This window comes from Brachybacterium ginsengisoli (assembly GCF_002407065.1).
GTDB classification, from domain to species: domain Bacteria; phylum Actinomycetota; class Actinomycetes; order Actinomycetales; family Dermabacteraceae; genus Brachybacterium; species Brachybacterium ginsengisoli.
In genome coordinates this window covers 151,762-173,026 of record NZ_CP023564.1, presented here as the reverse complement: position 1 = coordinate 173,026, position 21,265 = coordinate 151,762, and the positions used below count along the sequence as shown (strand labels likewise).

Below are 21,265 nucleotides of genomic sequence, written 5' to 3'. Positions count from 1 at the left end.
GGCGGGTGAACACCCCCGTTGACCCGTCAGCGATGCCGAGAAGGGACCAGCATGGTTCTCCGCTTCCCCACCCCCTCCGTCGGTGTGCGGGTCGGCCCCTCCCCCCGGCGGCCCCGGTGCCGGTGCGTGACTGATCCTCACCGGCCCGGCTCCGAAGGTGATGTCATCCGCGATGGACTTCCCCGTCTGGACCCTGATCCCGTTCGTGCTGATGCTGCTGGGCATCGCGGTCTTCCCGCTGGTCCCGCAGCTCGCCCACCTCTGGGAGCGTCCCCGCAACCAGCTCGTCTACGCCCTCGTGCTGGGCGTGCCGGTGGCGATCGGCCTGCTGCTGGCCGCACATCCCGAGCTCGTCGCGCATGCGCTGATCGAGTACGGGCAGTTCATCGTGCTGCTGCTGGCGCTGTTCACCGTCTCCGGTGGGATCGCGCTGCGGGGGGACCTGGCGGCCACGCCGCGCACGAACACGGCCTTCCTCGCCGTCGGCGGGCTGCTGGCCAGCTTCATCGGCACCACCGGCGCGGCGATGCTGCTGATCCGGCCGATCCTCGCCACCAACGCCCAGCGCCGCTACCGGGCGCACACCGTGGTGTTCACGATCTTCGTGGTCGCCAACTGCGGCGGGCTGCTGACCCCGCTCGGCGACCCGCCGCTGTTCCTGGGGTTGCTGCGCGGGGTGCCCTTCACCTGGACCTTCTCGCTGCTCCCGGAGTGGCTGTTCGTCAACGCGCTGCTGCTGCTGACCTACTGGGCGCTGGATCGTCGCTTCCACGCCCGCGAGAAGCCCGAGGCGCTCGCGACCGACGCCGCCCAGCGCCAGCCGCTGCGCCTCGCGGGGGCCGCGAACCTGCTGTGGTTCGCGGTGATCGTCCTGGCCGTGGCCAAGGTCCCCTCGCTCGACATCGACGCCGTGGCGCACGGCCACGTCGAGGGCCTGAACTGGGTGCCCTGGCGCGAGCTGGTGATGCTCGCGGCCGCGGCCGGCTCCTTACTGCTCGGCTCGAAGGCGATCCGCTTCGAGGAGAACGAGTTCAGCTGGGAGCCCATCAAGGAGGTGGGTGCGCTGTTCATCGGCATCTTCCTCACCATGGTCCCGGCGCTGCAGGTGCTGCGCGCCGCCGCCCCGAACCTGCCCCTGAACGAGATCACGCTGTTCTTGTTCACCGGCGGGCTCTCCTCCGTGCTGGACAACGCGCCCACCTACGTGACCTTCTTCGAGATGGCCACCCAGCTGCCCGGCGAGCCCCGTGTGGGAGACGTTCCCGAGGCCCTGCTGGTGTCGATCTCGCTGGGTGCGGTGCTGTGCGGGGCCATGACCTACATCGGCAACGGCCCGAACTTCATGGTGAAGTCCGTGGCGGAGGACGGCGGCGTGAAGATGCCGGCGTTCCTGGGCTACGTGCGCTCCGCGTTCGTGTACCTCGCCCCGGTGCTGCTGGCCATGCTGCTCCTGTTCATCGCCGACCCGTGGTGGGCGAAGGTGCTCGGCGCCCTGGTCGTGGTGCTGCTGCTGGTGCGCGTGGTGCGGCTCGCCACCGCGCCGCCGCCGCAGGTGCTGGGACGTGGCGCCCGCCGTGCGGAGCCGGAGGCCCCGGCGCAGGAGTGACCTGCGGGCATGGGGCCATCGACCGATCCACCGCCCAAGACCTCCAGGAGAACCCCTCGTGACCACCCCCTCGCCCGCCGTCCTCGAGCACGGCACCTTCCGCCGCCGGCATCCGCTGGAGGAGTGGGTCACCCGCGCCGTGCCCGGAGGTGCCCTGCTGCTGCTGGCCACCGTGCTGGCGCTGCTCTTCGCGAACACCTCGCTCTCGGAGACGTACTTCTCGGTGCGCGATGCGCACCTCGGCGGGACGCTCGGCCCGATCGATCTGGACCTCTCGATCGGGCACTGGGCGGCCGACGGCCTGCTCGCGATCTTCTTCTTCCTCGCCGGACTGGAGCTCAAGCAGGAGTTCGTGGTGGGAGACCTGCGCTCCCCCTCGAAGGCCCTGGTGCCGATCGCCGCCGCCGTCGGCGGCGTGGCCGTCCCCGCACTGATCTACGTGATGGTGAACCTCGGCGGTCCGGCCGGGTCCGGCGTCGGCTGGGCGATCCCGGCGGCGACCGACATCGCCTTCGCGGTCGCGATCCTGGCCCTGCTCGGCTCGAGCCTGCCGCCCGCGCTGCGCACCTTCCTGCTGACCCTCGCGATCGTGGACGACCTCATCGCGATCACCATCATCGCGATCTTCTACACCGCGGATCTGCGACTGGGGTTCCTCGCCCTCGCGCTCGTGCCGCTCGCGGCGTTCTGGTGGCTGACCAACCGGCGCGAGGCCTGGTTCAAGAAGCACTACTGGACGGCGTGGGCGCTGCTGGCCCCGATCGCCCTGATCACCTGGGTGCTCTTCCTGAACTCCGGCGTGCACGCCACAATCGCCGGCGTGGTGCTGGCCTTCCTGGTGCCGGTCCGCGGCCTCTCCGAGTACGGCCGGCAGCACTCGCTCTCCCACACCCTCGAGCACCGCCTGCGCCCCTTCTCGAGCGCCGTGGCAGTGCCGGTCTTCGCCTTCTTCAGCGCAGGCGTCGCCGTGGGCGGCGTCTCCGGACTGCTGGACGCCTGGCAGTCCACGGTCGCACTCGGCGTCATCGTGGGTCTCGTCCTGGGCAAGATCGTGGGCATCGTGGGCACCTCGTTCCTGCTCACGAAGCTCACCAGCGCCCGGCTCGATCCCGCCCTGCGGTGGCCGGACATGATCGGCATGGCGGCGGTGGCCGGGATCGGCTTCACCGTCTCCCTGCTGGTCTCGGAGCTGAGCTTCGACCCCTCCGACCCGATGCACGACTGGGCCAAGGTGGGCGTGCTCACCGCGTCCGCCCTGGCCGCGCTGGTGGCCGCCGCGATCCTCATCCCGCGCAACCGGATGTATGCGCGCCGGCGCCGCGAGGCGGGAGCGGAGCCCGATGCGTACGACCGCGGGGCCGACTGGGGCGCCGACGGCTGAACCGCCGGCGGGGTCGGGTCCGGCAGCTGAGCTGCCGGACCCGACCCCGCGGAGGATCCTCGGTCAGCCGCGCTGCGGCAGGACCTGGATGACGGAGGGCTTGGGGCCCTGGCCGTCGTAGTCCGGGAAGAAGGAGACCTGCTCGCCCCAGGCGCCGTCCTCCCCCGGGTGCTGGACGGAGACGAAGGCGCTGCGGTCCGTGTCGCGGATGATCGGGCCGCAGGTCTCGCCGTCGCGCGGGACGGACAGGAACTGCTCGACCCGGCCGCGGTCCTCGCCGTCCAGGGTGACGCGGAACAGGCCGTCGTTAAAGCCGATGCCGGAGGGGGCGCCGTCGGTGGAGATCCACAGGTTGCCCACCGCGTCGAAGGCCAGGTTGTCCGGGCAGGAGATCGGCGAGACCTGCTCCACCGGGAAGCCGGAGAAGTAGGTCTGATCGCCCTGCGCCGGGTCGCCGCACACCATCAGCAGGTTCCAGGCGAAGGTGGTCGAGGTCTGATCGCCCTGCTCGTCGATCTCGACGATGTGGCCGTCGCGGTTCTCGGAGCGGGGGTTGGCCTCGTCGGCCGCGGCCTTGCCCGTCGTCCCGCGGTCGGAGTTGTTGGTGCAGGCCACGTAGACGCGACGTGAGTGCAACGAGGGCTCGACGTCCTCGCAGCGGTCCATCTTGGTGGGGCCCACGGCGTCGGCCGCGAGGCGGGTGTGGACCAGCACCTGCTCGAGGGTGAAGCCGGGGACGGCGGACTCGCCGTCCACGACCAGCGGCAGCCACTCGCCGGTGCCGTCGAAGGAGCCGTCGGCCGGGACCTCGCCGGAGCCGTCGATCTCGGAGGCCGGGGAGTTGCCGGCGAACTTCGCGACGAACAGGTCGCCGTTCTCCAGCAGGGTCAGGTTGTGCGCGCGGTCGCCCTCGACGTAGGAGTCGCGGGAGACGAACTTGTACAGGTAGTCGAACTTCTCGTCGTCCCCGGAGTAGGCCACGACCTTGCCGTTCTCGGCGACGATGACGTTGGCGCCCTCGTGCTTGAAGCGGCCCAGCGCCGTGTGCTTGCGCGGGGTGGAGGTGGGATCGAAGGGATCGACCTCGACGATGTAGCCGAAGCGGTTCGGCTCGTTCTCGTAGCCCTCGGTGCGGGAGTCGAAGCGCTCGTGCGTGGCCTCCCAGCCGCGGGCCGTCGCCCGATCGGCGAGGCCGTAGCGCGCATCCTCCGCGGAGGTGCCCGGGGTGCGGAAGTAGCCGTTGAAGTTCTCCTCGCCGGAGAGCAGCGTGCCCCAGGGGGTGAGTCCGCCGGAGCAGTTGCCCAGGGTGCCCAGCACGGTGCGGCCCTCGGGGTCCTCGACGGTCCGGAGCAGCTCGCCCCCGGCGGCGGCGCCGGTGAGGGCGAACTCCTCGGTGAGCAGGATGCGGCGGTTCAGCTCGGCGCCGCGCACGTAGGAGTAGGGGAAGTTCTTGTTCTTCCGCTCCAGCTCCACGACGGTCAGGCCGTGGGCGGCCATGCCGATCTCGATGACGTCGTCCTGGTCGGTCTCGGCCGGGAACATGATGTTCTCGTTCGTGTACTCATGGTTGACGAACATGACGGCGCGCTTGCCGTTGCTGCCCGGGATCTCCTGGATCTCGGTGTAGTCGTTGTTGTAGCCGAACTGGAGGGCCTGGGCCTCGGCGCTCTGGGCGTTCCAGTCGAAGTCGGGGGCGTCCTCGAACAGCGGGTCGCCCCAGCGGATGATCGGGTGCCAGCCGAAGCCCTCGGGGACGGTGAACTCGTCGACCATGTAGTCCACGGGGGCGATCGCCTCGAAGCGGAGCTTGCTGCCGTTCGGTGCCAGGGCGCCGGACTTCCCGTTGCCCTTGCCCTTGCCCTGCCCCGTGCCGGGGTCGGCGAGGGCGCCCTGCGTGCCGCCCAGGGCGATCGCGAGCGCGCCGGTGGTCCCGCCGATCACCGCACGACGCGACAGCGCGGCCGAGGCGATGTCACGGAAGGTGGCGTTGTCGGAGTGGTTGCAGGGGCCGAAGGCGCACTGGTTGCCGCACTTGAGGGCGCAGGTCACGGCGGAGCGCTTGCCCCGGGCCGCGTCCTTCATGAGCAGGGGGAGGTCGATCAGTGCCATGGCGGAGTTCCTTCGCAGTCGGTCGAGTTCCCGCACTCGCTCGGCGCAGGACCGTGATGACGGTGCGCCAGAAAGATGAGGTCCCGCCCACCACCGAGCGTCCAGCGGATGAACACTCGGGAGCAAAGGGATGGATCCGCAGGTCGCGGGGCCGACGGACAGGTAGGAGGATCGAGCAGGCAGGTGTATCGAGTGGGCAGGAGGATCGAGCGGGCGGGCGGATCGAGCGGGCCGTCGGGTCGCCTCGCCCCCGTCGGACGCGACGAGGGGCCGACCCCCGTGGTGGGGAGTCGGGCCCTCCGAGGCCGTGGAGGCCGTCGCCGTCGCAGCGGCGCGAGGATCAGAAGCGCGAGGGCGCCACGAAGTCCTCGGGCTTGACCAGCACCACCGGCACCGGCGACTCGATCGCGACCCGCTGCGAGGTCGAGCCCAGCAGGATCTTCCCGATCGGGGTGCGCTTGCGGATGCCGAGGACCACCAGGCCGATGTCGTCGTGCTCGACGGCGTCGAGGATGTCGTCGGCCGGGTCATCGCGCTTGGGGACCGTGCGCAGCTCGAACTCGAGCCCGGTCTCGGCCAGGCGCTCCTCGAGCGGACGCTTGTCGGTGACGCCGCGCGCCTTGCGCGGGTCGGGGGCGCGCTCGGAGGCGAGCACCAGCAGCGCGGCCTCGCGCCGTGTCGCCTCCTGGACGGCGAACTCGAAGGCCGCCTCGCTCGTGGCGCTGGGGACATAGGCCAGCAGGATCGTGGTCATGGAAACTCCCTCTCGTGGTGGGGCGGGGACCGGCCGGTGTCAGCCCAGCTCGTCGGGGTGGCGGAACCGGGTGCGGCGAGCCTTGACCGCGCTGTTGTAGAACCAGGTGATCACGTACAGGATCAGGCCCACCACCAGCAGACCGCCGGCGATGACGTAGTTCTGCACGGGCTGCGCGATCGGGGTGATCAGCGCGAAGGACGTGATCGCACCGATCACCGGCAGAGCGGTCGGGGTGCGGAAGTGGCGGTTGCCCACCTTGTCCTTGCGCAGCACCAGCACCGAGATGTTGACCAGGCCGAACACGGCCAGCAGCAGCAGCGCCGTGGTGCCGCCGAGCGCGGCGATGGTCTGCTCGGCGAGCACGTAGCGCACCGTGAGGACCAGGGCGATGCCCAGGCCGGTGGAGAAGACGATGCCGGCCCACGGGGTGCGGCGGCTGCGCAGCACGCCCTTGAGGAAGCCGGGCAGCACGCCCTGCTTGGCCATGCCGTACAGCAGGCGGGAGGCCATCATCATGTTGATCAGCACCGTGTTGGCCACGGCGAAGATCGAGATGAACGCGAAGATCGTGTCGATCGGGATGCTCGGCGCCCCGACCTTGACCACCTCGAGCAGCGGGGTGGTGGACTCGGTGAGCTGGCCGATCGGCACCACCGCCACGGCGAGGATCGAGATCAGCACGTAGATCACGCCGGTGATCGACAGGCCCGCGATGAGGGCCCTCGGGAAGTTCTTCACCGGGTCGACGGTCTCCTCGGCCATGTTGACCGAGTCCTCGAAGCCCACCATGGAGAAGAACGCCAGCGCGGTCGCGCCGATGATCGCCATGAAGAAGCTCTTGTCGCCCTGGGTCTCGAAGAGGACCACGCGGGCGAGGTCCGCCTCGCCGCGGCCCAGCGCGATGAAGCCCACGACGATCACGAGCGAGAGGCCGGTCAGCTCGATGAACGTGAGCACCACGTTCGCCTTGACCGACTCGGCGACGCCGCGCAGGTTGATGAGAGCCACCAGCACCAGGAAGACCAGCGCGATCGTGGTCGCCACGCCGCCGGCGGCATCACCCAGGGACTCCTCGAGGCCGAAGGCCTTCAGCACGTTCTCCGAGAGGAAGATCGCGCTGGTGGAGGCCGAGGTGATGCCTGAGGAGAGCACCGCGAAGGTGACCATGAAGGTCAGGAAGTGGATGCCGAACGCCTTGTGGACGTACAGCGCCGCACCCGCGGCCTGCGGGTACTTGGTAACCATCTCGACATAGGACAGCGCCGAGACCATCGCGACGGCGAAGGCGATGAGGATCGGGATCCAGCCGGCGCCGCCCACCTCTCCGGCGACCTTGCCGGTCAGGGAGTAGACGCCGGTGCCGAGGATGTCGCCGACGATGAACAGCAGCAGGAGCTTGGGCGTGATCGCCTTCTTCAGCTCCGGCTGATCGCCGCCGGGCGCTGCCGGGTCGGCGTCGGCGGCGGGGGCGGTTTCAGGGGATTCGCTCATGGGATCCTCCCAGGGAAGGGGACGGGAACCCGTCGGCGGCGGCGGAGCGGCTGGTGACCAGGCCCCCGGCTGTTCCTGCACCGCATGACGGTGGGGGCACTCTACCCTCCGGTGACTGCCCTCACAGCGTCCGGAGCCTCGGCGGCCGGGCGCGGATCCTCGCCGACGGGCGGCGCGTCGTCGTCGGCCCCCGCGTCGCGGTGGTCCACGCGCAGGGTCTGCACCCACTGGCGGGACGCGTCGGAGCTGATGGCCATCACGCCGAGCGCGGACGCTCCGGCCCCCACCAGCAGCGAATGCGCGACGATGCCGGACATCGTGGTGGCCAGGGTGAGGGCGGCCAGGGCGTCCGTCGTGAACAGAGCCATCAGCGCGATCCGCGACCACCGGCTGCGCCGCAGCACCCCGATCTGCAGCACGAGCAGGGCGGCCGCGAAGGCCGTGGCCCCGAGCAGGCTCTCGTCGTCCGGCACGATCAGCGCGCCCACCGGGCCGAGGGAGGCGAGGTCCACCCCGGCCAGCTCACCGACCCACCGCACGATCACCACCGCGGCCTGGAGCAGCACCAGCGCGCCGGTGAAGATCACCGTGGGCGGCGGCAGGTGGTGGTCCGCGGCGCGCGCGAGGACCTGGTGGAAGTCGTCGACCGTGCCCTGCCACTGGGAGGTCAGCTCGTCCGCGACCACGGCGGGGGAGGGCGAGGCGCCGCTGCGCCGGGCGACCGCGAGCGCCGCCCGGGCCCGGGACTTCATCACCGAGGTCCCTGTGGGGCGGTGCCGCGGCAGCATCACCGCGGTGGCGCCGTCGGAGCGGGCCGTCGCCCCGGCCACGTCGATCACCGGGAGGTCGCCGTCGGTGCGGATCCGATCGCCCTGGCCGTTGCGGTGGTGGTACGAGGTGGAGAACTCCCGGATCACCTCGACCTCGATCTCCGGGTCGGCGAAGCGGACGGTGTCGATGACGAAGTCCCGCTCCGCGTCGATGTTCTCGTCGATCCGGTGGGTGATCTGCAGGGTGAAGAAGGAGAAGCCGACGGCACGGTCGTAGGTGCCGGCCGCCAGCCAGTCCGCGCGGTACCCGCCCGGGAGCACGAAGTCCGGAGGCATCCGCCAGAACCGCACGTGATGGCGCTTGGTGGTGGTCCCGCCCACCTCCTGCTGGTACGTGAAGTCGTGGCGTCGGCCCATCAGGTAGAGGTCCGAGACGGGCGCGGCGGGATACGAGCGGCCCAGCAGCGTCGAACGCACCATCGACCAGGCGGAGGAGACGGTCCGCTCCTCGGCGAGCACCCAGCCCGCCCGGCGCATCGCCACGTGCAGGTCCCGCTCGGAGCCGTCGACGGCGAGGTTGATGGGGTCCGAGAGCACGCCCTCGGTGGTGCGGGTGCGGCCGAAGAAGTAGTCCGGGAGATAGATCCAGGTCATCAGCTGGTGCAGGCGGGGCAGCGTGATGTAGGTGAGCAGCACCCAGAACCCCAGCAGGTACAGCAGTCGCACCGGCGTGAGCGAGAAGCCCTCGACCAGGTACAGCAGGGCCAGCCAGATCGAGACCACCACGCCCACGGCGATGAACAGGTTGTCCAGCAGCGCGTACAGCTCGACGCGCGGCCCGCCGACGGTGTGGCCGCGCTCGTGGTCGTAGACCGGGGACTGCTGCGGAAGGGGTCGGTCCAGCGGCACCAGGTGCACCTCGCGCGTCGGGGTCACCGTGCCCGCTCCGTGCTCCGGGTTCTCATGGGGCAATCGTAGGCGTCGCGCCTGGACGGCCGTCGGCGCGGGTCGCAGGTCGTCCGGGGTCCGGCCTAGGGTGGAGGCATCCACCCCTGAGGAAGGACTTCCATGTCTGCAGCATCACCCGCGGTCCCCCAGCTCCCGTTCTCGACCGGCGGCACCATCCCCCAGCTCGGCTACGGAGTGTTCAAGGTCGACCCCGACATCGCGGCCGACGTCACCGCCCAGGCCCTCGAGGCCGGCTACCGCCACATCGACACCGCGCGGATCTACGGCAACGAGGAGGGCGTGGGCCGTGCCATCGCCGCCTCCGACGTGCCCCGCGAGGAGCTCTTCGTGACCACCAAGCTGTGGAACGACGCGCACTCCTTCGATGACGCGATCGCCGCCTGCGAGGCCTCCCTCGAGCGGCTCGGCCTGGACTACGTGGACCTGTACCTCGTGCACTGGGCGGTGCCCGAGCAGGGACAGTACGTCGAGGCGTGGAAGGCGCTGATCGAGCTGCAGAAGCGCGGCCTGGTGCGCACCATCGGCGTCTCCAACTACCCCCTGCCCCAGCTCGAGGAGATCATCGAGGCCACCGGCGTGGCCCCCGCGATTCACCAGATCGAGCTGCACCCCTACTTCCAGCAGCGCGAGCTGCGGGAGCTCCACGAGAAGCACGGCATCCTCACCGAGGCCTGGGGCCCGCTGGGCCAGGGCAAGTCCGACCTGCTCGAGAACCCCGCGGTGACCGGCGTCGCCGAGGCGCACGGCGTCTCCCCCGCGCAGGCGGTGCTGGCCTGGCATCTCGCGAGCGGCATCGTGACCATCCCGAAGTCGGTCACGCCCTCGCGCATCGTCGAGAACCTCGCGGCCGCGGAGATCGAGCTCACCGCCGACGAGGTCGCGGCGATCGATGCGCTGGACCGCCCCGACGGCCGCGGCGGCGCGGACCCGTCGACCAAGACCGCCTGAGAGCGGCCGTCCCCGCGGCGGGATCGGCGAGATCAGCGGGATCGGCGAGATCGGCGGGTGACGGTGTCGCGGGGTGGTCTATATGAACGGAAGGTGGCTATATAGCCACCTCGCGCTCGTATAGTCCATTCCGTGACACGGGCAGCGCCCGGCGGAGCGGGGCCGGGGACCGGGTGGGGGCGAAGCCGGGCCCGGTATCGGCCGGGCGGGACCAGGCAGGACCGGGGCCAGGCAGGGCCGGGGGCCGGGTGGGGCCAGACCCGCCCCCGCCCGGCCGCCCGCTCAGTAGTAGACGGCCAGCGGGCCCGTCGGACCCTCGACGATCTGCACCGGGGTGTCGAACACCCGGGTGAGCACCTCGCCGTCCATGATCCGGTCCACAGGCCCGGACTCGACCACGCCGCCGTCCTTCATCGCGATGATGTGGTCGGCGTAGTGGGCGGCGAAGTTGATGTCGTGCAGGACCACCACGATGGTGCGGTCCAGCTGCCGGGCCGCGTCGCGCAGGCGACCCATCATCTGCACGCTGTGGCGCATGTCGAGGTTGTTCAGCGGCTCGTCGAGCAGCACGTACTCGGTGTCCTGGGCGAGCACCATGGCGACATAGGCGCGCTGGCGCTGGCCGCCCGAGAGCTGGTCGAGGTAGCGGTCCTCGAGCTCGTCGAGGTCCAGGAAGTCGATGGCCTCGGAGATCTTCTGCTCGTCGAGCCGGGTCAGGCGCCCCTGGGAGTAGGGGAAGCGGCCGAAGCCCACCAGCTGGCGCACCGTGAGGCGGGTGATGAAGTGGTTCTCCTGACGCAGCACCGAGAGGACCTTGGCGAGGTCCTTCGAGGCCGTGGAGGAGACGTCGTAGCCCGCCACCTCGATGACGCCCTCATCGATCCCCAGCAGACGCCCCACCATCGTGAGCAGGGTGGACTTCCCGGCGCCGTTCGGCCCCACCAGGGCGGTCACCCCGCCGGAGGGGATGTCGACGGTGACCGGTCCGATCTCGACCGTCCCGGTCGTGGAGGTGTACTGCTTCCGCACTGCGTCGATGCTGATCACAGGCGCCCCTTCCGCAGGATGACGACGAGGAACACGGTCCCGCCGACGAGTTCGATGATGATGGAGACGACGCCCTGCGCGGAGAACACGTGGTTCATCACCAGGTAGGCGCCGGCGAGGACCACGAAGCCGGTCAGCGCGCCGACCGGCAGCAGTCGTCGGTGGTCGTGGGTGCCCGCGAGCTGGAAGGTCAGCGTCGCGACGAGGAACCCGAAGAACGTCATGGGGCCGACGAGGGCGGTGGAGACCGCCATCAGCACGGAGACCAGGACGAGCATGAAGATGGTCTGGCGGCCGTGGTCCACGCCCACGTTGATGCACACGTCGCGGCCCAGCGAGATGACGTTCAGCCGGTGGGCGCCCACCCAGATGAGCGCGCCCGCGATGAGCACCATCGGGATCGCGAAGGGCAGGTACTCGGCGCTCGCGTTGGTCACGGACCCGAACAGCCGCGCGCTGAGCACGTCGAACTCGCTCGGGGTGAGCAGGCGCTGCATGAACGTGGAGATCGCGCCCATGCCGCCGCCGATGATGATGCCCACCAGCAGCATCACCTGGATGTTGGCGTACTTCCCGCGCAGCAGCCAGCCGTACAGCAGCACCGACAGCCCCACCATGAGCGCGACCTGCACCAGGAACTGGACGGTCCCCTGCAGCGCGACGACCCCGGCCACGCCCAGCACGTAGACGGCGGTGGTCTGGATGACCGTGTACAGCGATTCGAAGCCCATGATCGAGGGCGTGATGATGCGGTTGTTGGTGACGGTCATGAAGGTGATCGTGGCGATCGACTGGCAGAAGGCCACCACCGCCATCACCACCAGCGAGGTCGCGCGCATCTCCGCGATCAGCCAGAAGCCGCGGGAGCCGACGGGCATGGGGTTGTCCACGGCCAGCAGGCCCAGCGCGAAGAGCACGGCGAGCGCACCGAGCACGGCCAGCATGACCCGGTAGCGGCGGCGGGAGCGGTCGTCCGGGAAGGCGCCCGAGCTGCTGCGCAGCCGATGGGGCGCGCCGAGCACCTCGAGGTCCGCGGCGAGGTCCGACGGGGCGGTGCTGACGGGGACGGTGCTGACAGGAGTGGTGCCGACGGGAGCGGTGCCGACAGGAGCCGTGGTGCGCTCAGCCATGACGACGCTGCCTCATGAGCAGGGCGATGAACACGACGGCGCCCACGATCCCGAGGATCAGGGAGACCGGTACCTCGAAGGGCATGACGATGGTGCGCCCGATGAGGTCGCAGACGGTCACGATCGCGATGCCCAGCAGGCACACCCAGGGCAGGTTCGAGCGCAGATCGTCGCCGCGCACCATGGAGACCACGTTCGGCACGATGAGCCCCAGGAACGGCAGGTTGCCGACCACCACGGTGACCACGCCGGTGGCGATCGCGACCAGGCCGGTGCCCAGCAGCAGCACCCGCTGGTAGTTCACGCCCACGTTGGTGGCGATGTCCTCGCCGAGCCCGATGACGGTGAGCCGGTCGGCGACGACGAACACGGCGATCCCCACCAGCAGCACGATCCACAGGACCTCGTAGCTGCCGCGCAGCACCGAGGTGAAGGAGCCGGCGAACCAGACCCCCAGGTTCTGCAGGGCGTCGAACTCAAGCGCGACGAAGGTGGAGATCGAGCCGACGACGGCGCCGAGCATGATGCCGATGATCGGCACGATGAGCGAGCTGCGCAGGGTGACCTTCCGCAGGAACAGGAAGAACACCACTGTGCCCACGAAGGAGAACACGATCGCGACGGTCATGCGGGTCAGCAGCCCCGCGCCGGGCATCAGCACCATCACGAGGATCAGCCCGAGCCCGGCCCATTCGGTGGTGCCGGTGGTGGTCGGCTCCACGAAGCGGTTCTGGGTCATGAGCTGCATGATCAGTCCGGACATCGCCATCGCCGCTCCGGCCAGGACCAGGGCGATGGTGCGCGGGATGCGGGTGATCGCGAACATCTGCGAGCCGTCCTCGGCGCCGAAGACGTCGTACACGCCGGTCAGCAGCGAGGCGACCAGCAGCAGCGCGACCACCGCGATGCCGATCACCAGCCTGCCGTCGACCAGTCGCTCGCGCCGGTGGCGCGAGGGCGTCGCCGGTTCGGCGACGGGGGCGGGGTGGGGCATCAGGTCTCCTGGGGAAGCGGCCGACGGCTGCTCGGTCACGGCTGCTCGGTCACGGCGGCGCGGACAGGGCGGCTCGGTCGCCGGTCGGGGGCCGACGCGCCGCGCGGCGGGCGGGGCCGGGGCGGCTCTGCCCGCCGCGAGGTCAGCGACGGGGTGCGCGGTTCAGCGACGGGTCCCGCGGCTCAGCAACGGGTCCGACGGCTCAGGCCGAGGCCTCGAAGGCGTCGGCGAGCGCGGTGAAGTACTCGGTGTAGGTCTGGATCGACTCGTTGGTGTACGTGTCGGCCGGCATGTAGAGCACGTTGCCCTCGGTGACCGCGGTGACCCCGGCGAGCGCCTCGGAGGCGGCGAGGACCTCGTTGGCGGGGGTGAACTCGGGGTCGTCGGCGGAGATCGCGGCGTCCCGGTCCATCACGAGGATCCAGTCGGGGTTCGCCTCCGCGATCGCCTCGACGGAGATGTCGTCGCCCTGATGGTCATCGCTCGCACCCTGGACCTCGAGCGCGGGGACGAGGCCGAGCGCCTCGAACGCCCAGCCGAGGGTGCGGCCCTGGCCGGGGGCGATGAAGCCGATCTCGCCGCCGGAGGTGGTGACGGCCATGACCGTGGAGGTGCCGTCGTAGGCGGCGACGATCCGCTCCATCGCGGCGTCGAGGTCGGTGCCGAGTTTCGCGGCCTCCTCCTCCTTGCCGAAGATCGTGCCGAGCACGTCGACCTGGCGCTTGAGCTCGTCGGCGAAGGGCTCGCCGTCGCGCGGATCCAGCTCGAGGATCACGGCCTCGGGGGCGAGCTTGACGAAGTCGTCGTGATAGTCGGCGAAGCGCTGGCCGTTCAGGATCAGGGTGGGCTCGGCGGCGACCACGGCCTCGAGGTCCGGCTCGCGGTGGTTGCCGAGGTCGATGATCGAGTCGTCGTCCTTGAGCGGGTTCGTGGACGGCATCAGGGTGCGGGCCGCCGCAGTGAGGGTGACGCCCCAGTCCGCGAGGGTCTCGAAGGTGCGGTTGTCGGTGGCGACCACGGAGGCGGGCGGGGTGGGCACGGTGTGCGTGCCGTTGTTGTCCTCGACCTCGGCGGCGGCCCCGGCGGACCCGTCGGCCGCGTCCGCGGCATCGGTCGCGACGGAGCCGGCTCCGCAGGCGGTCAGGGCCAGGCCGAGGGTTCCGGCGGCGGTGAGTGCGCCGACGGCGCGGCGGGTCAGGTGGGCCATGAGGGGAGGACTTTCTCTCGGCGTGGCCGGTCGCCGGGCGACGACCAGGAAGGATGCTACTGAGGCTAGCCTCACCTGATCCGTTTTCGCCACTTGGAAGTTGCGTTATTCCGAGCTCGGTGCCGTGTCCCTGGTCACACGGTGCGAGGTCCGGCGTCGGCCGCCGTGCGCGCGGACCGCTTGCGCAGGGCCGCGATGACCATGGGCAGCACCGAGATCAGCACCATCCCCAGCACGACGGCCTCGAGGTGGTCCCGGATCAGCGGCACGCCGCCCAGGGCGTACCCGAGGCCCACGATGAGCGACACCCACACGGCCGCGCCGATCGCGGACCAGGTGAGGAACACGCGCCGCGGCATGTGGCCCACCCCGGCCACCACGGTCACGAAGGTCCTCACGATGGGCACGAAGCGCCCCAGCACGAGGGCGCGGCGGCCGTACTTCTCGAAGAACTCGATCGTGTGGTCGAAGTAGGCCCGCTTGAGGAAGCGCCCGTCGCGCCGGTAGAGCCGGTCGCCGACGGCGCGCCCGATCTCGTACCCCACCACGTTGCCGGCGAACGCCGCGACGAACAGCGTGAGCACGGAGAGCAGGACAGGCACGGCCAGCAGCCCCTCGTGGCTGAACATGCCGATCGCGAAGAGCAGCGAGTCCCCCGGCAGGATCGGGAAGAACAGCCCGCACTCCACGAACACGATCAGGTGGGAGAGCCACCAGAAGGCGTCGCCGAAGCGCTCGAGCAGGCTCGCGGGGTCCATCAGCAGATGGAGGAGGTCCATGGCGGGTTCCTTCTCTCGGTGCGCGGGCACCGGGTCATGACGGCCGAGGGACCTCGGCCGTCCGACGGTCGGTGTCCGGAGGGATCGTCGGGGGCCGACGTCGGCGGTGATGCTCCGCCTGTTCCCTGGGAATCGGCAGCACGAGGTCGAGCACCGCGCGCGCCTGCCGGGCGAGGACGGGGACGAGAACGGCGGAGGCGAGCACGTCGCTGGGGTGGTGCACCCCGAGCGCCACCCGTGACCAGGCCGTCAGGCCCACGACCACGGCGGCGAGCACCGTCGCCGCCGCGCGGGACCGCCCGGGCCGCAGGGTCAGCAGGATCGCGCAGCACAGGGCGGCAGCGACGGCGGGGTGCCCGCTCGGGAAGCTGAACGACCCCGGCACGTCCACCGGCCCCGGGGGCAGCAGCGTCAGGTCGGGGCGAGGGCGGGCCACGATCGCCTTGAGCAGGGCGGCGGTCGCCCAGGGCACCGCGACGATCAGGGCCAGGCGCAGCCCGGCGGTCGTGCTGCGGCGGGCCAGCCCGTGGACGAGCGCGACCAGGGCCACCAGGGCCACCGCGGCCCGAGGGCCGAAGACGATGTCGATCCCGAGCGCGAGGGCGTCGCCGACGGGGCCCGAGGCCCGGCGTGCTGCGAGCACGAGGGAGAGGTCCGCCGTGCGGATCTGGGGCAGCGACTGCATCGACCAGGCGAAGGCCACGGCGAGCAGCGCCGCGACCACGGCCCACAGCAGGGGGCGGAGGAGCGCGACGCCGAACCGACTGCTGCTGGGCCCACGATGCACCGGCCCATCATCGCGCCGCCGGCCCTCGTCGAAGCGGTGGCGCGCCCGGCTCAGCGGTCGGCGGAGGCCTTGCCGCCGCCGACAAGCAGCAGCGCCGCGGCGATCGCGAGCAGCCAGGTGTCCTTGGCGATCGGGGTGCCGTCCTGGGTGGGGCGCACGCCGTCGGACTCGGTCATCCCGGGGGTGCGCAGGTACATCGACACCAGGGAGCCGGAGAAGGCGGCCAGGCCGAGGCCCGCGACGCGGGTGGGCACGAAGGGCAGCAGCAGGGAGGCGCCCACGGCGATCTCGCCGTAGCTGAGGAACTTCGCGAACTGCTCCGGGGTCATCTTCCCCAGCGGCGGCACGCCCTGGGCGGCCATTCCCTGCAGGCCGGCGGCCACCTCTGCGGGCAGGCCGAGCTTGCCGATGCCGGAGTTGAGGATGAAGGCGCCGGGGACGGCGCGGAGGACGGCAGTGCTGAGGGACATGAGAGAGCCTTTCGACTGTGATCTGATTTCGTTTTCAACGATACCGGGGGGCCATGGACCTGTCGAGCCCCGCTCCGCACTCCGCGGGAGACTGGAGCGATGAGCTTCCGGCACGGGACCGCCCGGTGAGCACCCTCGCCCTGACGATGGTGCTCGTGGCAGCACTCTGCCATGCGCTGTGGAACATCGCCGCCAAGCGGGTGCGCACCGGCGGCTTCGCCTTCGTGTGGAGCTACGACGCCGCCTCGGTGCTGCTGTGGGCGCCGCTGGCGCTGCTCACGCTGCGGGCGAGCGGTGCGGAGCTCTCCCCCGCCCTGGTCCTCTCGCCGCTGGTCTCCGGGGTGCTGCACATCGCCTACCAGCTCGCCCTCCAGACGGGCTATGCCCGCGCCGACCTCGGCGTCGTCTACCCGGTGGCCCGCGGGGTGGGCCCGGTGCTGAGCATGGCGGTGGCGATCCTGGTGCTCGGGGAGCGACCCGGGTGGGCGGCCCTGCTCGGGGCGCTCGTGGTGATCGCCGGGATCGTGGTGGTGGCGACCGGTCGGTCGAGCACCGGGCGGCACGGGGTGCGCTCGGGTCTGCTCTGGGGCGGGGCGACGGGCCTGGCGATCGCGGCCTACACGCTGTGGGACAGCTGGAGCGTGACCGCGCTGGAGCAGCCGCCGCTGATCTACTTCCTGCTCAGCTGCCTGTGGCAGGTGCTGCTGATGACGCCCACCCTGCTGCGCCGCCACCGCGAGGACCTGCGGACCGTGCTGCGCACCCACCAGCGCGAGATCGTCGTGGTCGCGCTGCTCTCCCCGCTCGCCTACGTGCTGGTGCTCGAGGCGATGCGCACCGCGCCGGTCTCGCTCGTGGCCCCCGCCCGGGAGTCGAGCATCGTGGTGGGCTCGCTGCTGGCGTGGTGGCTGTTCCGGGAGCCCGATCCGGCGCGGCGCCTGCTGGGGGCCGCGGTGGTGCTGGTCGGGATCGTGCTCATCGCGGTGTGAGGCGCGGGGCGCCTGCCGTGCGGCGGGCGGGTCAGTCCACCCGGGCGATGATCTCGCCGTGCAGCAGGCAGAACCAGCCGTCAGGGTCCGCGGCCCAGCGGCGGAACCCCTCCGCGATCTCCTCCCGGGCGGCGGCGTCGGCCCAGCCCTCGCGCTCGAGCTGCGCGGCGAGCGGATCCGCCACGATCCGACCCGACCAGGTGGCGCCCCAGCTCTCCCGCCCCTCATCGTCCGCGTACAGGTGCGTGGAGGCGGTGGCGGTGACGTCCCGGAACCCGGCCTCGTGCGCCCACGCCAGCAGGCGTCGGCCGGCGTCCGGGGTGCCGCCGTTCGCCCGGGCGGCCCGCAGGTACAGCTCGAGCCACCGGTCCAGCTCCGGCAGGGCGGGCCACCAGCGGAAGCCCTCGTAGTCGCTGTCGCGCACGGCGACGATCCCGCCCGGGCGGGTGATCCGGCGGAGCTCGGCGAGGGCGCGCACCGGATCGGCCACGTGCTGGAGGACCTGGTGGGCGTGGACCACGTCGAAGGAGTCCGCGGCGAGGTCCAGCGCATGCGCGTCCCCGACCACCACCTCCACGCCGTCCAGCCCCTGGGAGGCGAGCTCCGTGCGGGTGAGGGCGGCGGCGTCCTCCGAGACCTCCAGCGCGGTCACGTTCTCGGGGCCGACGATCCGCGCCAGGCCCGCCGTGATGGTCCCGGCCCCGCTGCCCACGTCGAGCAGGCGCTGGCTCGGGCGCAGGTGGGGCAGGAGGTGCGCGGCGGAGTTCTCGGCGGTGCGGTGGCGGTGGCTGCCGAGCACGGCGGCGCCGTAGCCGTGGGTGTAGGTGGGGCGGCTGCCGGCCGCTGCATCCTGGTCGCTCATGGGCCGACGGTACGGTCCCGCCGGCCCGGCTCCCAGCGATGTTCGCCCTCCGAGAGGCGGCGCCGGGTCAGCGGGCGCCGGTCAGACCCGCTCCGGGACCGAGGCACGGGCGGTCGCCCGGCGGTCCCACAGCGCCACCAGCACCACGCCGGCGATGCCCACCACGGCGCCGATCGCCGTCTCCAGCACGCGCGCGGCGAGCATCGGCCCCACGGGCTGCGGGTGGCCGAGCTGCACCATGAGCAGGGCGAGCGGCGTGATGAACAGCAGCGCGAAGGCGTAGTTGCGCAGCACGTACATCTCGGCGAGGAACTGCAGGATCACCACCCATGCCACCAGCTGCCAGGGCTCGGCGGGGAAGGACAGCAGGAACGCGGTGGTGCCGATGCCGAGGACGGTCCCGATCACGCGCTGCAGCCCCCGCTCCACCTGGAGGGTCCGCCCGGGCGGGGTGAGCAGCGTGATCGCCGCGATCTGCGCCCAGTACGGGTAGGGCAGCCCGGAGGCGAGGCCCACGGCGCCCGCCACGGCGGCGACCGCCGCGAAGCGCGCGAACTCGGAGACCATCTGGCCCCGCGTCCACCGCTCGCGCGGCGGATCGGTGCCCGCGCCCGGGTGGCGCTCCCCCGCCCAGTGGCCCAGCAGCCCCAGCCCCACGCACAGCGCCGCCGCGGAGGCCGAGACCAGCAGGGCCACCCAGATCGGGGCGGCGGGAGGGGCGGCGCCGATCGCGGCGATCGCGAACAGCGGGAAGATCGCCCCGCCGGGCTTGAGCCCCGCGACCATCACGAGGGTCGCGGCGAGCCCGGCCACCACCGCGGAGACCATCAGCGTGGTCCACGACTCCGCGACCGGCGGCAGCACCTCGCCGAGCTGGGCGAGGGAGGCGCCGAGGGTCACGCAGACCACCAGCATCACCCCGGCCGTCGACTGCCGACGGAACCGCAGGGCCGTGGGCTCGTAGCGGGAGTAGATGCCGGTGAAGGCGCCGAAGCCCACGTACATCGCCCACTCGATGCGCCCCGTCAGCAGCAGCACCGTCAGCGGGAGGGCGAGCCCGAGCGAGATCCTCAGAGCCGGGACATGGTCCACGCGGCTCGGGCCGAGGCTCACCAGGCGCCGCACCGAGTCCTGGATCCGAGGGGGTGCTGCGGGCACGGTGCTCCTTCCGAGGCGGCACCGCGGCACCGGCCGCGGACCGTCCCTGCGCTGGTGGCGGTGGTCGACGGGGACGGGCGGGCGTCCTCGGGGCGCCGCGAGGGGCGCACCCTCCAGAGTAGGGCCCGGTCCGCTCCCGAGCCCCCGGGATCCGGCTGCAGGTGGGACAATCCACCCAGTTCGTCCTGCACCCCGTTCGTCCTGCATCCCATTCCCGCCGCATCCCGTTCCCGCTGCATCCCGTCGCCCGGCCCCGGCCGGGCCTCCTCCCCCGGAGCCGTCATGACATCCCCTGACAGCACGCCCGCCCCCGCCCCGTCGGCCCCCGTCGGCGGCGCCGGGGTGATCGAGACCGCCGGCATCGAGATCATCGCCGAGTCCGAGCGGACCGCGAAGCCCCGCGATCTGGTCTGGCCGTGGTTCGCCGCGAACGTCTCCGTGTTCGGGATGAGCTACGGCTCGTACCTGCTGGGCTTCGGCATCAGCTTCCTGCAGGCCACGGTCGTCGCGGTGCTCGGCATCATCATCAGCTTCGCGCTGTGCGGACTGATCGCGATCGCGGGCAAGCGCGGCAGCGCGCCGACGATGGTGCTCTCGCGCGCGGCCTTCGGCGTGCACGGCCAGAAGGTCCCCGGCATCGTCTCGTGGCTGACCTCGATCGGCTGGGAGACCTCGCTCGCGATCTCCGCGGTGCTCGCCACCGCGACCGTGTTCGACGTGCTGGGCCTCGCCTCGGGGCGGGCCGTCACCGTCATCGCGGCGATCCTCATCGCGGCCCTGATCGTGGGCGCGAGCGTGCTCGGCTATCACACGATCATGAAGCTCCAGTCGATCCTGACCTGGGCGACCGGCGCCATGACCGTCCTGTTCATGGTCCTCACGATTCCGCACATCGACCTCGGCGCCGTGCTCTCCGCCCCGTCGGGCTCCCCGCAGGCGATGATCGGCGCGCTGGTGATGGTGATGACCGGCTTCGGCCTGGGCTGGATCAACATCGCGGCGGACTGGTCGCGGTACCAGAAGCGCACGGCGTCCGACGGGTCGATCGTGCTGTGGAACACCGTGGGCGGTGCGGCCGCCCCGGTGGTGCTGGTGATCTTCGGCCTGCTGCTGGCCGGCTCCGACCCGGCGCTGAACGCGGCGATCGAGGGCGATCCGATCGGTGCGCTGGTGACGATCCTGCCGCTGTGGGCGCTGATCCCGTTCTGGATCGTCGCCGTGCTGACCCTCGTCTCCGGCGCGGTGCTGGGCATCTACTCCTCGGGGCTCACGCTGATCAGCCTCGGGATCCGGATCCCGCGCCCGGCCGCCGCCGCGGTGGACGGCGTGATCCTCACGGCCGGCACCATCTGGGTGGCGTTCTTCGCGACCAGCTTCATCGGCCCCTTCCAGAGCTTCCTCATCACCCTCGGCGTGCCGATCGCCGCGTGGGCCGGCATCCTCATCGCCGACATCCTCAGCCGCCGGGCGGACTACGACGAACAGGCCCTGTTCGACCCGGCCGGGCGCTACGGCGCCTTCGACTGGACCTCGATCCTCACCATGGTGGTCGCCTCGGTCCTGGGCTGGGGCCTGGTGGTGAACTCCTTCGCCGACGCCGCGCCGTGGAACAACTGGCAGGGCTATCTGCTCGAGCCGCTGGGCCTGGGCACCTTCGTGGACGATCCGGCCGGCTCCTCCTGGGACGGGAACTGGGCGTACTCGAACATCGGCGTGCTGCTCGCGCTGGTGCTCGGCTTCGGGGTGACCTGGTTCGCGCGTCGCGGGAGGATCCGGGCGCAGGAGGGTCGCTGACCCTCGACGGCTGATCC

The 21,265-nt window shown here is 71.4% G+C and carries 18 protein-coding genes; 5 read left to right on the top strand and 13 right to left on the bottom strand.

Translation table 11 applies throughout. From position 1 onward, the window contains the following. Positions 1–172 precede the first annotated feature (172 nt). Together CFK41_RS00830 and nhaA are read left to right on the top strand one after the other, a co-directional pair. Positions 173–1,606 (top strand): sodium:proton antiporter, encoded by a 1,434-nt coding sequence (locus CFK41_RS00830; RefSeq protein WP_096797961.1) that lies wholly within the window; start codon positions 173–175, stop codon positions 1,604–1,606. A gap of 58 nt (positions 1,607–1,664) precedes the next feature. After that, positions 1,665–2,987 (top strand): Na+/H+ antiporter NhaA, encoded by a 1,323-nt coding sequence (gene nhaA / locus CFK41_RS00825; RefSeq protein ID WP_096797960.1) that lies wholly within the window; start codon positions 1,665–1,667, stop codon positions 2,985–2,987. A gap of 63 nt (positions 2,988–3,050) precedes the next feature. On the opposite strand, the gene CFK41_RS00820 is transcribed toward nhaA, so the two are convergent. From CFK41_RS00820 to CFK41_RS00805, 4 genes are all read right to left on the bottom strand, one after another. Next, positions 3,051–5,096, bottom strand: coding sequence for a PhoX family protein (locus CFK41_RS00820; protein WP_096797959.1), 2,046 nt, complete (start codon positions 5,094–5,096; stop codon positions 3,051–3,053). Positions 5,097–5,436: 340 nt separating this feature from the next. After that, positions 5,437–5,850 carry a universal stress protein gene (locus CFK41_RS00815; protein WP_096797958.1) on the bottom strand — a complete coding sequence of 138 codons (414 nt, stop codon included), beginning with the start codon at positions 5,848–5,850 and terminating at the stop codon, positions 5,437–5,439. A gap of 39 nt (positions 5,851–5,889) precedes the next feature. Beyond that, complete coding sequence (locus CFK41_RS00810; protein WP_096797957.1) at positions 5,890–7,344, bottom strand: APC family permease; 1,455 nt, start codon at positions 7,342–7,344, stop codon at positions 5,890–5,892. 101 nt (positions 7,345–7,445) lie between these two features. After that, entirely contained in the window at positions 7,446–9,050 is a 1,605-nt protein-coding gene (locus CFK41_RS00805) for an LssY C-terminal domain-containing protein (protein WP_096797956.1), read from the bottom strand. Between the two features lie 132 nt (positions 9,051–9,182). On the opposite strand from CFK41_RS00805, the gene CFK41_RS00800 reads away from it, so the two are divergent. Then, positions 9,183–10,031: an aldo/keto reductase gene (locus CFK41_RS00800; protein ID WP_096797955.1), complete on the top strand. Its 849-nt coding sequence runs from the start codon at positions 9,183–9,185 to the stop codon at positions 10,029–10,031. A gap of 282 nt (positions 10,032–10,313) precedes the next feature. Here the strand turns inward: CFK41_RS00800 and CFK41_RS00795 are convergent, their stop codons facing one another. The 7 genes from CFK41_RS00795 to CFK41_RS00765 all read right to left on the bottom strand — a co-directional run bounded on the left by CFK41_RS00795 (position 10,314) and on the right by CFK41_RS00765 (position 16,445). Beyond that, positions 10,314–11,078: an iron ABC transporter ATP-binding protein gene (locus tag CFK41_RS00795; RefSeq protein ID WP_096797954.1), complete on the bottom strand. Its 765-nt coding sequence runs from the start codon at positions 11,076–11,078 to the stop codon at positions 10,314–10,316. Next, positions 11,075–12,208 (bottom strand): iron chelate uptake ABC transporter family permease subunit, encoded by a 1,134-nt coding sequence (locus CFK41_RS00790; RefSeq protein WP_096797953.1) that lies wholly within the window; start codon positions 12,206–12,208, stop codon positions 11,075–11,077. The genes CFK41_RS00795 and CFK41_RS00790 overlap by 4 nt, the downstream gene beginning before the upstream one ends. Next, positions 12,201–13,202, bottom strand: coding sequence for an ABC transporter permease (locus CFK41_RS00785; protein ID WP_096797952.1), 1,002 nt, complete (start codon positions 13,200–13,202; stop codon positions 12,201–12,203). Before CFK41_RS00785 ends, CFK41_RS00790 begins: the two co-directional genes overlap by 8 nt. A 202-nt stretch (positions 13,203–13,404) precedes the next feature. Next, complete coding sequence (locus CFK41_RS00780; RefSeq protein ID WP_096797951.1) at positions 13,405–14,409, bottom strand: siderophore ABC transporter substrate-binding protein; 1,005 nt, start codon at positions 14,407–14,409, stop codon at positions 13,405–13,407. Between the two features lie 134 nt (positions 14,410–14,543). After that, positions 14,544–15,188, bottom strand: a complete 645-nt coding sequence (locus CFK41_RS00775) for a DedA family protein (protein WP_096797950.1) — start codon at positions 15,186–15,188, stop codon at positions 14,544–14,546. A 34-nt stretch (positions 15,189–15,222) separates the two neighbouring features. After that, positions 15,223–15,975: a phosphatase PAP2 family protein gene (locus tag CFK41_RS00770; RefSeq protein ID WP_096797949.1), complete on the bottom strand. Its 753-nt coding sequence runs from the start codon at positions 15,973–15,975 to the stop codon at positions 15,223–15,225. Positions 15,976–16,025: 50 nt separating this feature from the next. Beyond that, positions 16,026–16,445, bottom strand: a complete 420-nt coding sequence (locus CFK41_RS00765) for a hypothetical protein (RefSeq protein WP_096797948.1) — start codon at positions 16,443–16,445, stop codon at positions 16,026–16,028. Between the two features lie 125 nt (positions 16,446–16,570). On the opposite strand from CFK41_RS00765, the gene CFK41_RS00760 reads away from it, so the two are divergent. Continuing rightward, complete coding sequence (locus CFK41_RS00760; protein ID WP_096800871.1) at positions 16,571–17,434, top strand: DMT family transporter; 864 nt, start codon at positions 16,571–16,573, stop codon at positions 17,432–17,434. Positions 17,435–17,465: 31 nt separating this feature from the next. Here CFK41_RS00760 and CFK41_RS00755 read toward each other — a convergent pair whose 3' ends face one another. Both CFK41_RS00755 and CFK41_RS00750 read right to left on the bottom strand, forming a co-directional pair. Then, positions 17,466–18,296 (bottom strand): methyltransferase domain-containing protein, encoded by an 831-nt coding sequence (locus CFK41_RS00755; RefSeq protein WP_096797947.1) that lies wholly within the window; start codon positions 18,294–18,296, stop codon positions 17,466–17,468. 81 nt (positions 18,297–18,377) lie between these two features. Then, the gene (locus CFK41_RS00750; protein ID WP_227873150.1) at positions 18,378–19,454 is read right to left on the bottom strand and encodes an FUSC family protein; all 1,077 of its coding nucleotides are present in this window, start codon (positions 19,452–19,454) and stop codon (positions 18,378–18,380) included. A 282-nt stretch (positions 19,455–19,736) separates the two neighbouring features. Between CFK41_RS00750 and CFK41_RS00745 the strand changes: the two genes are divergently transcribed. Next, complete coding sequence (locus CFK41_RS00745; protein ID WP_096797945.1) at positions 19,737–21,248, top strand: purine-cytosine permease family protein; 1,512 nt, start codon at positions 19,737–19,739, stop codon at positions 21,246–21,248. Positions 21,249–21,265: the final 17 nt, after the last annotated feature.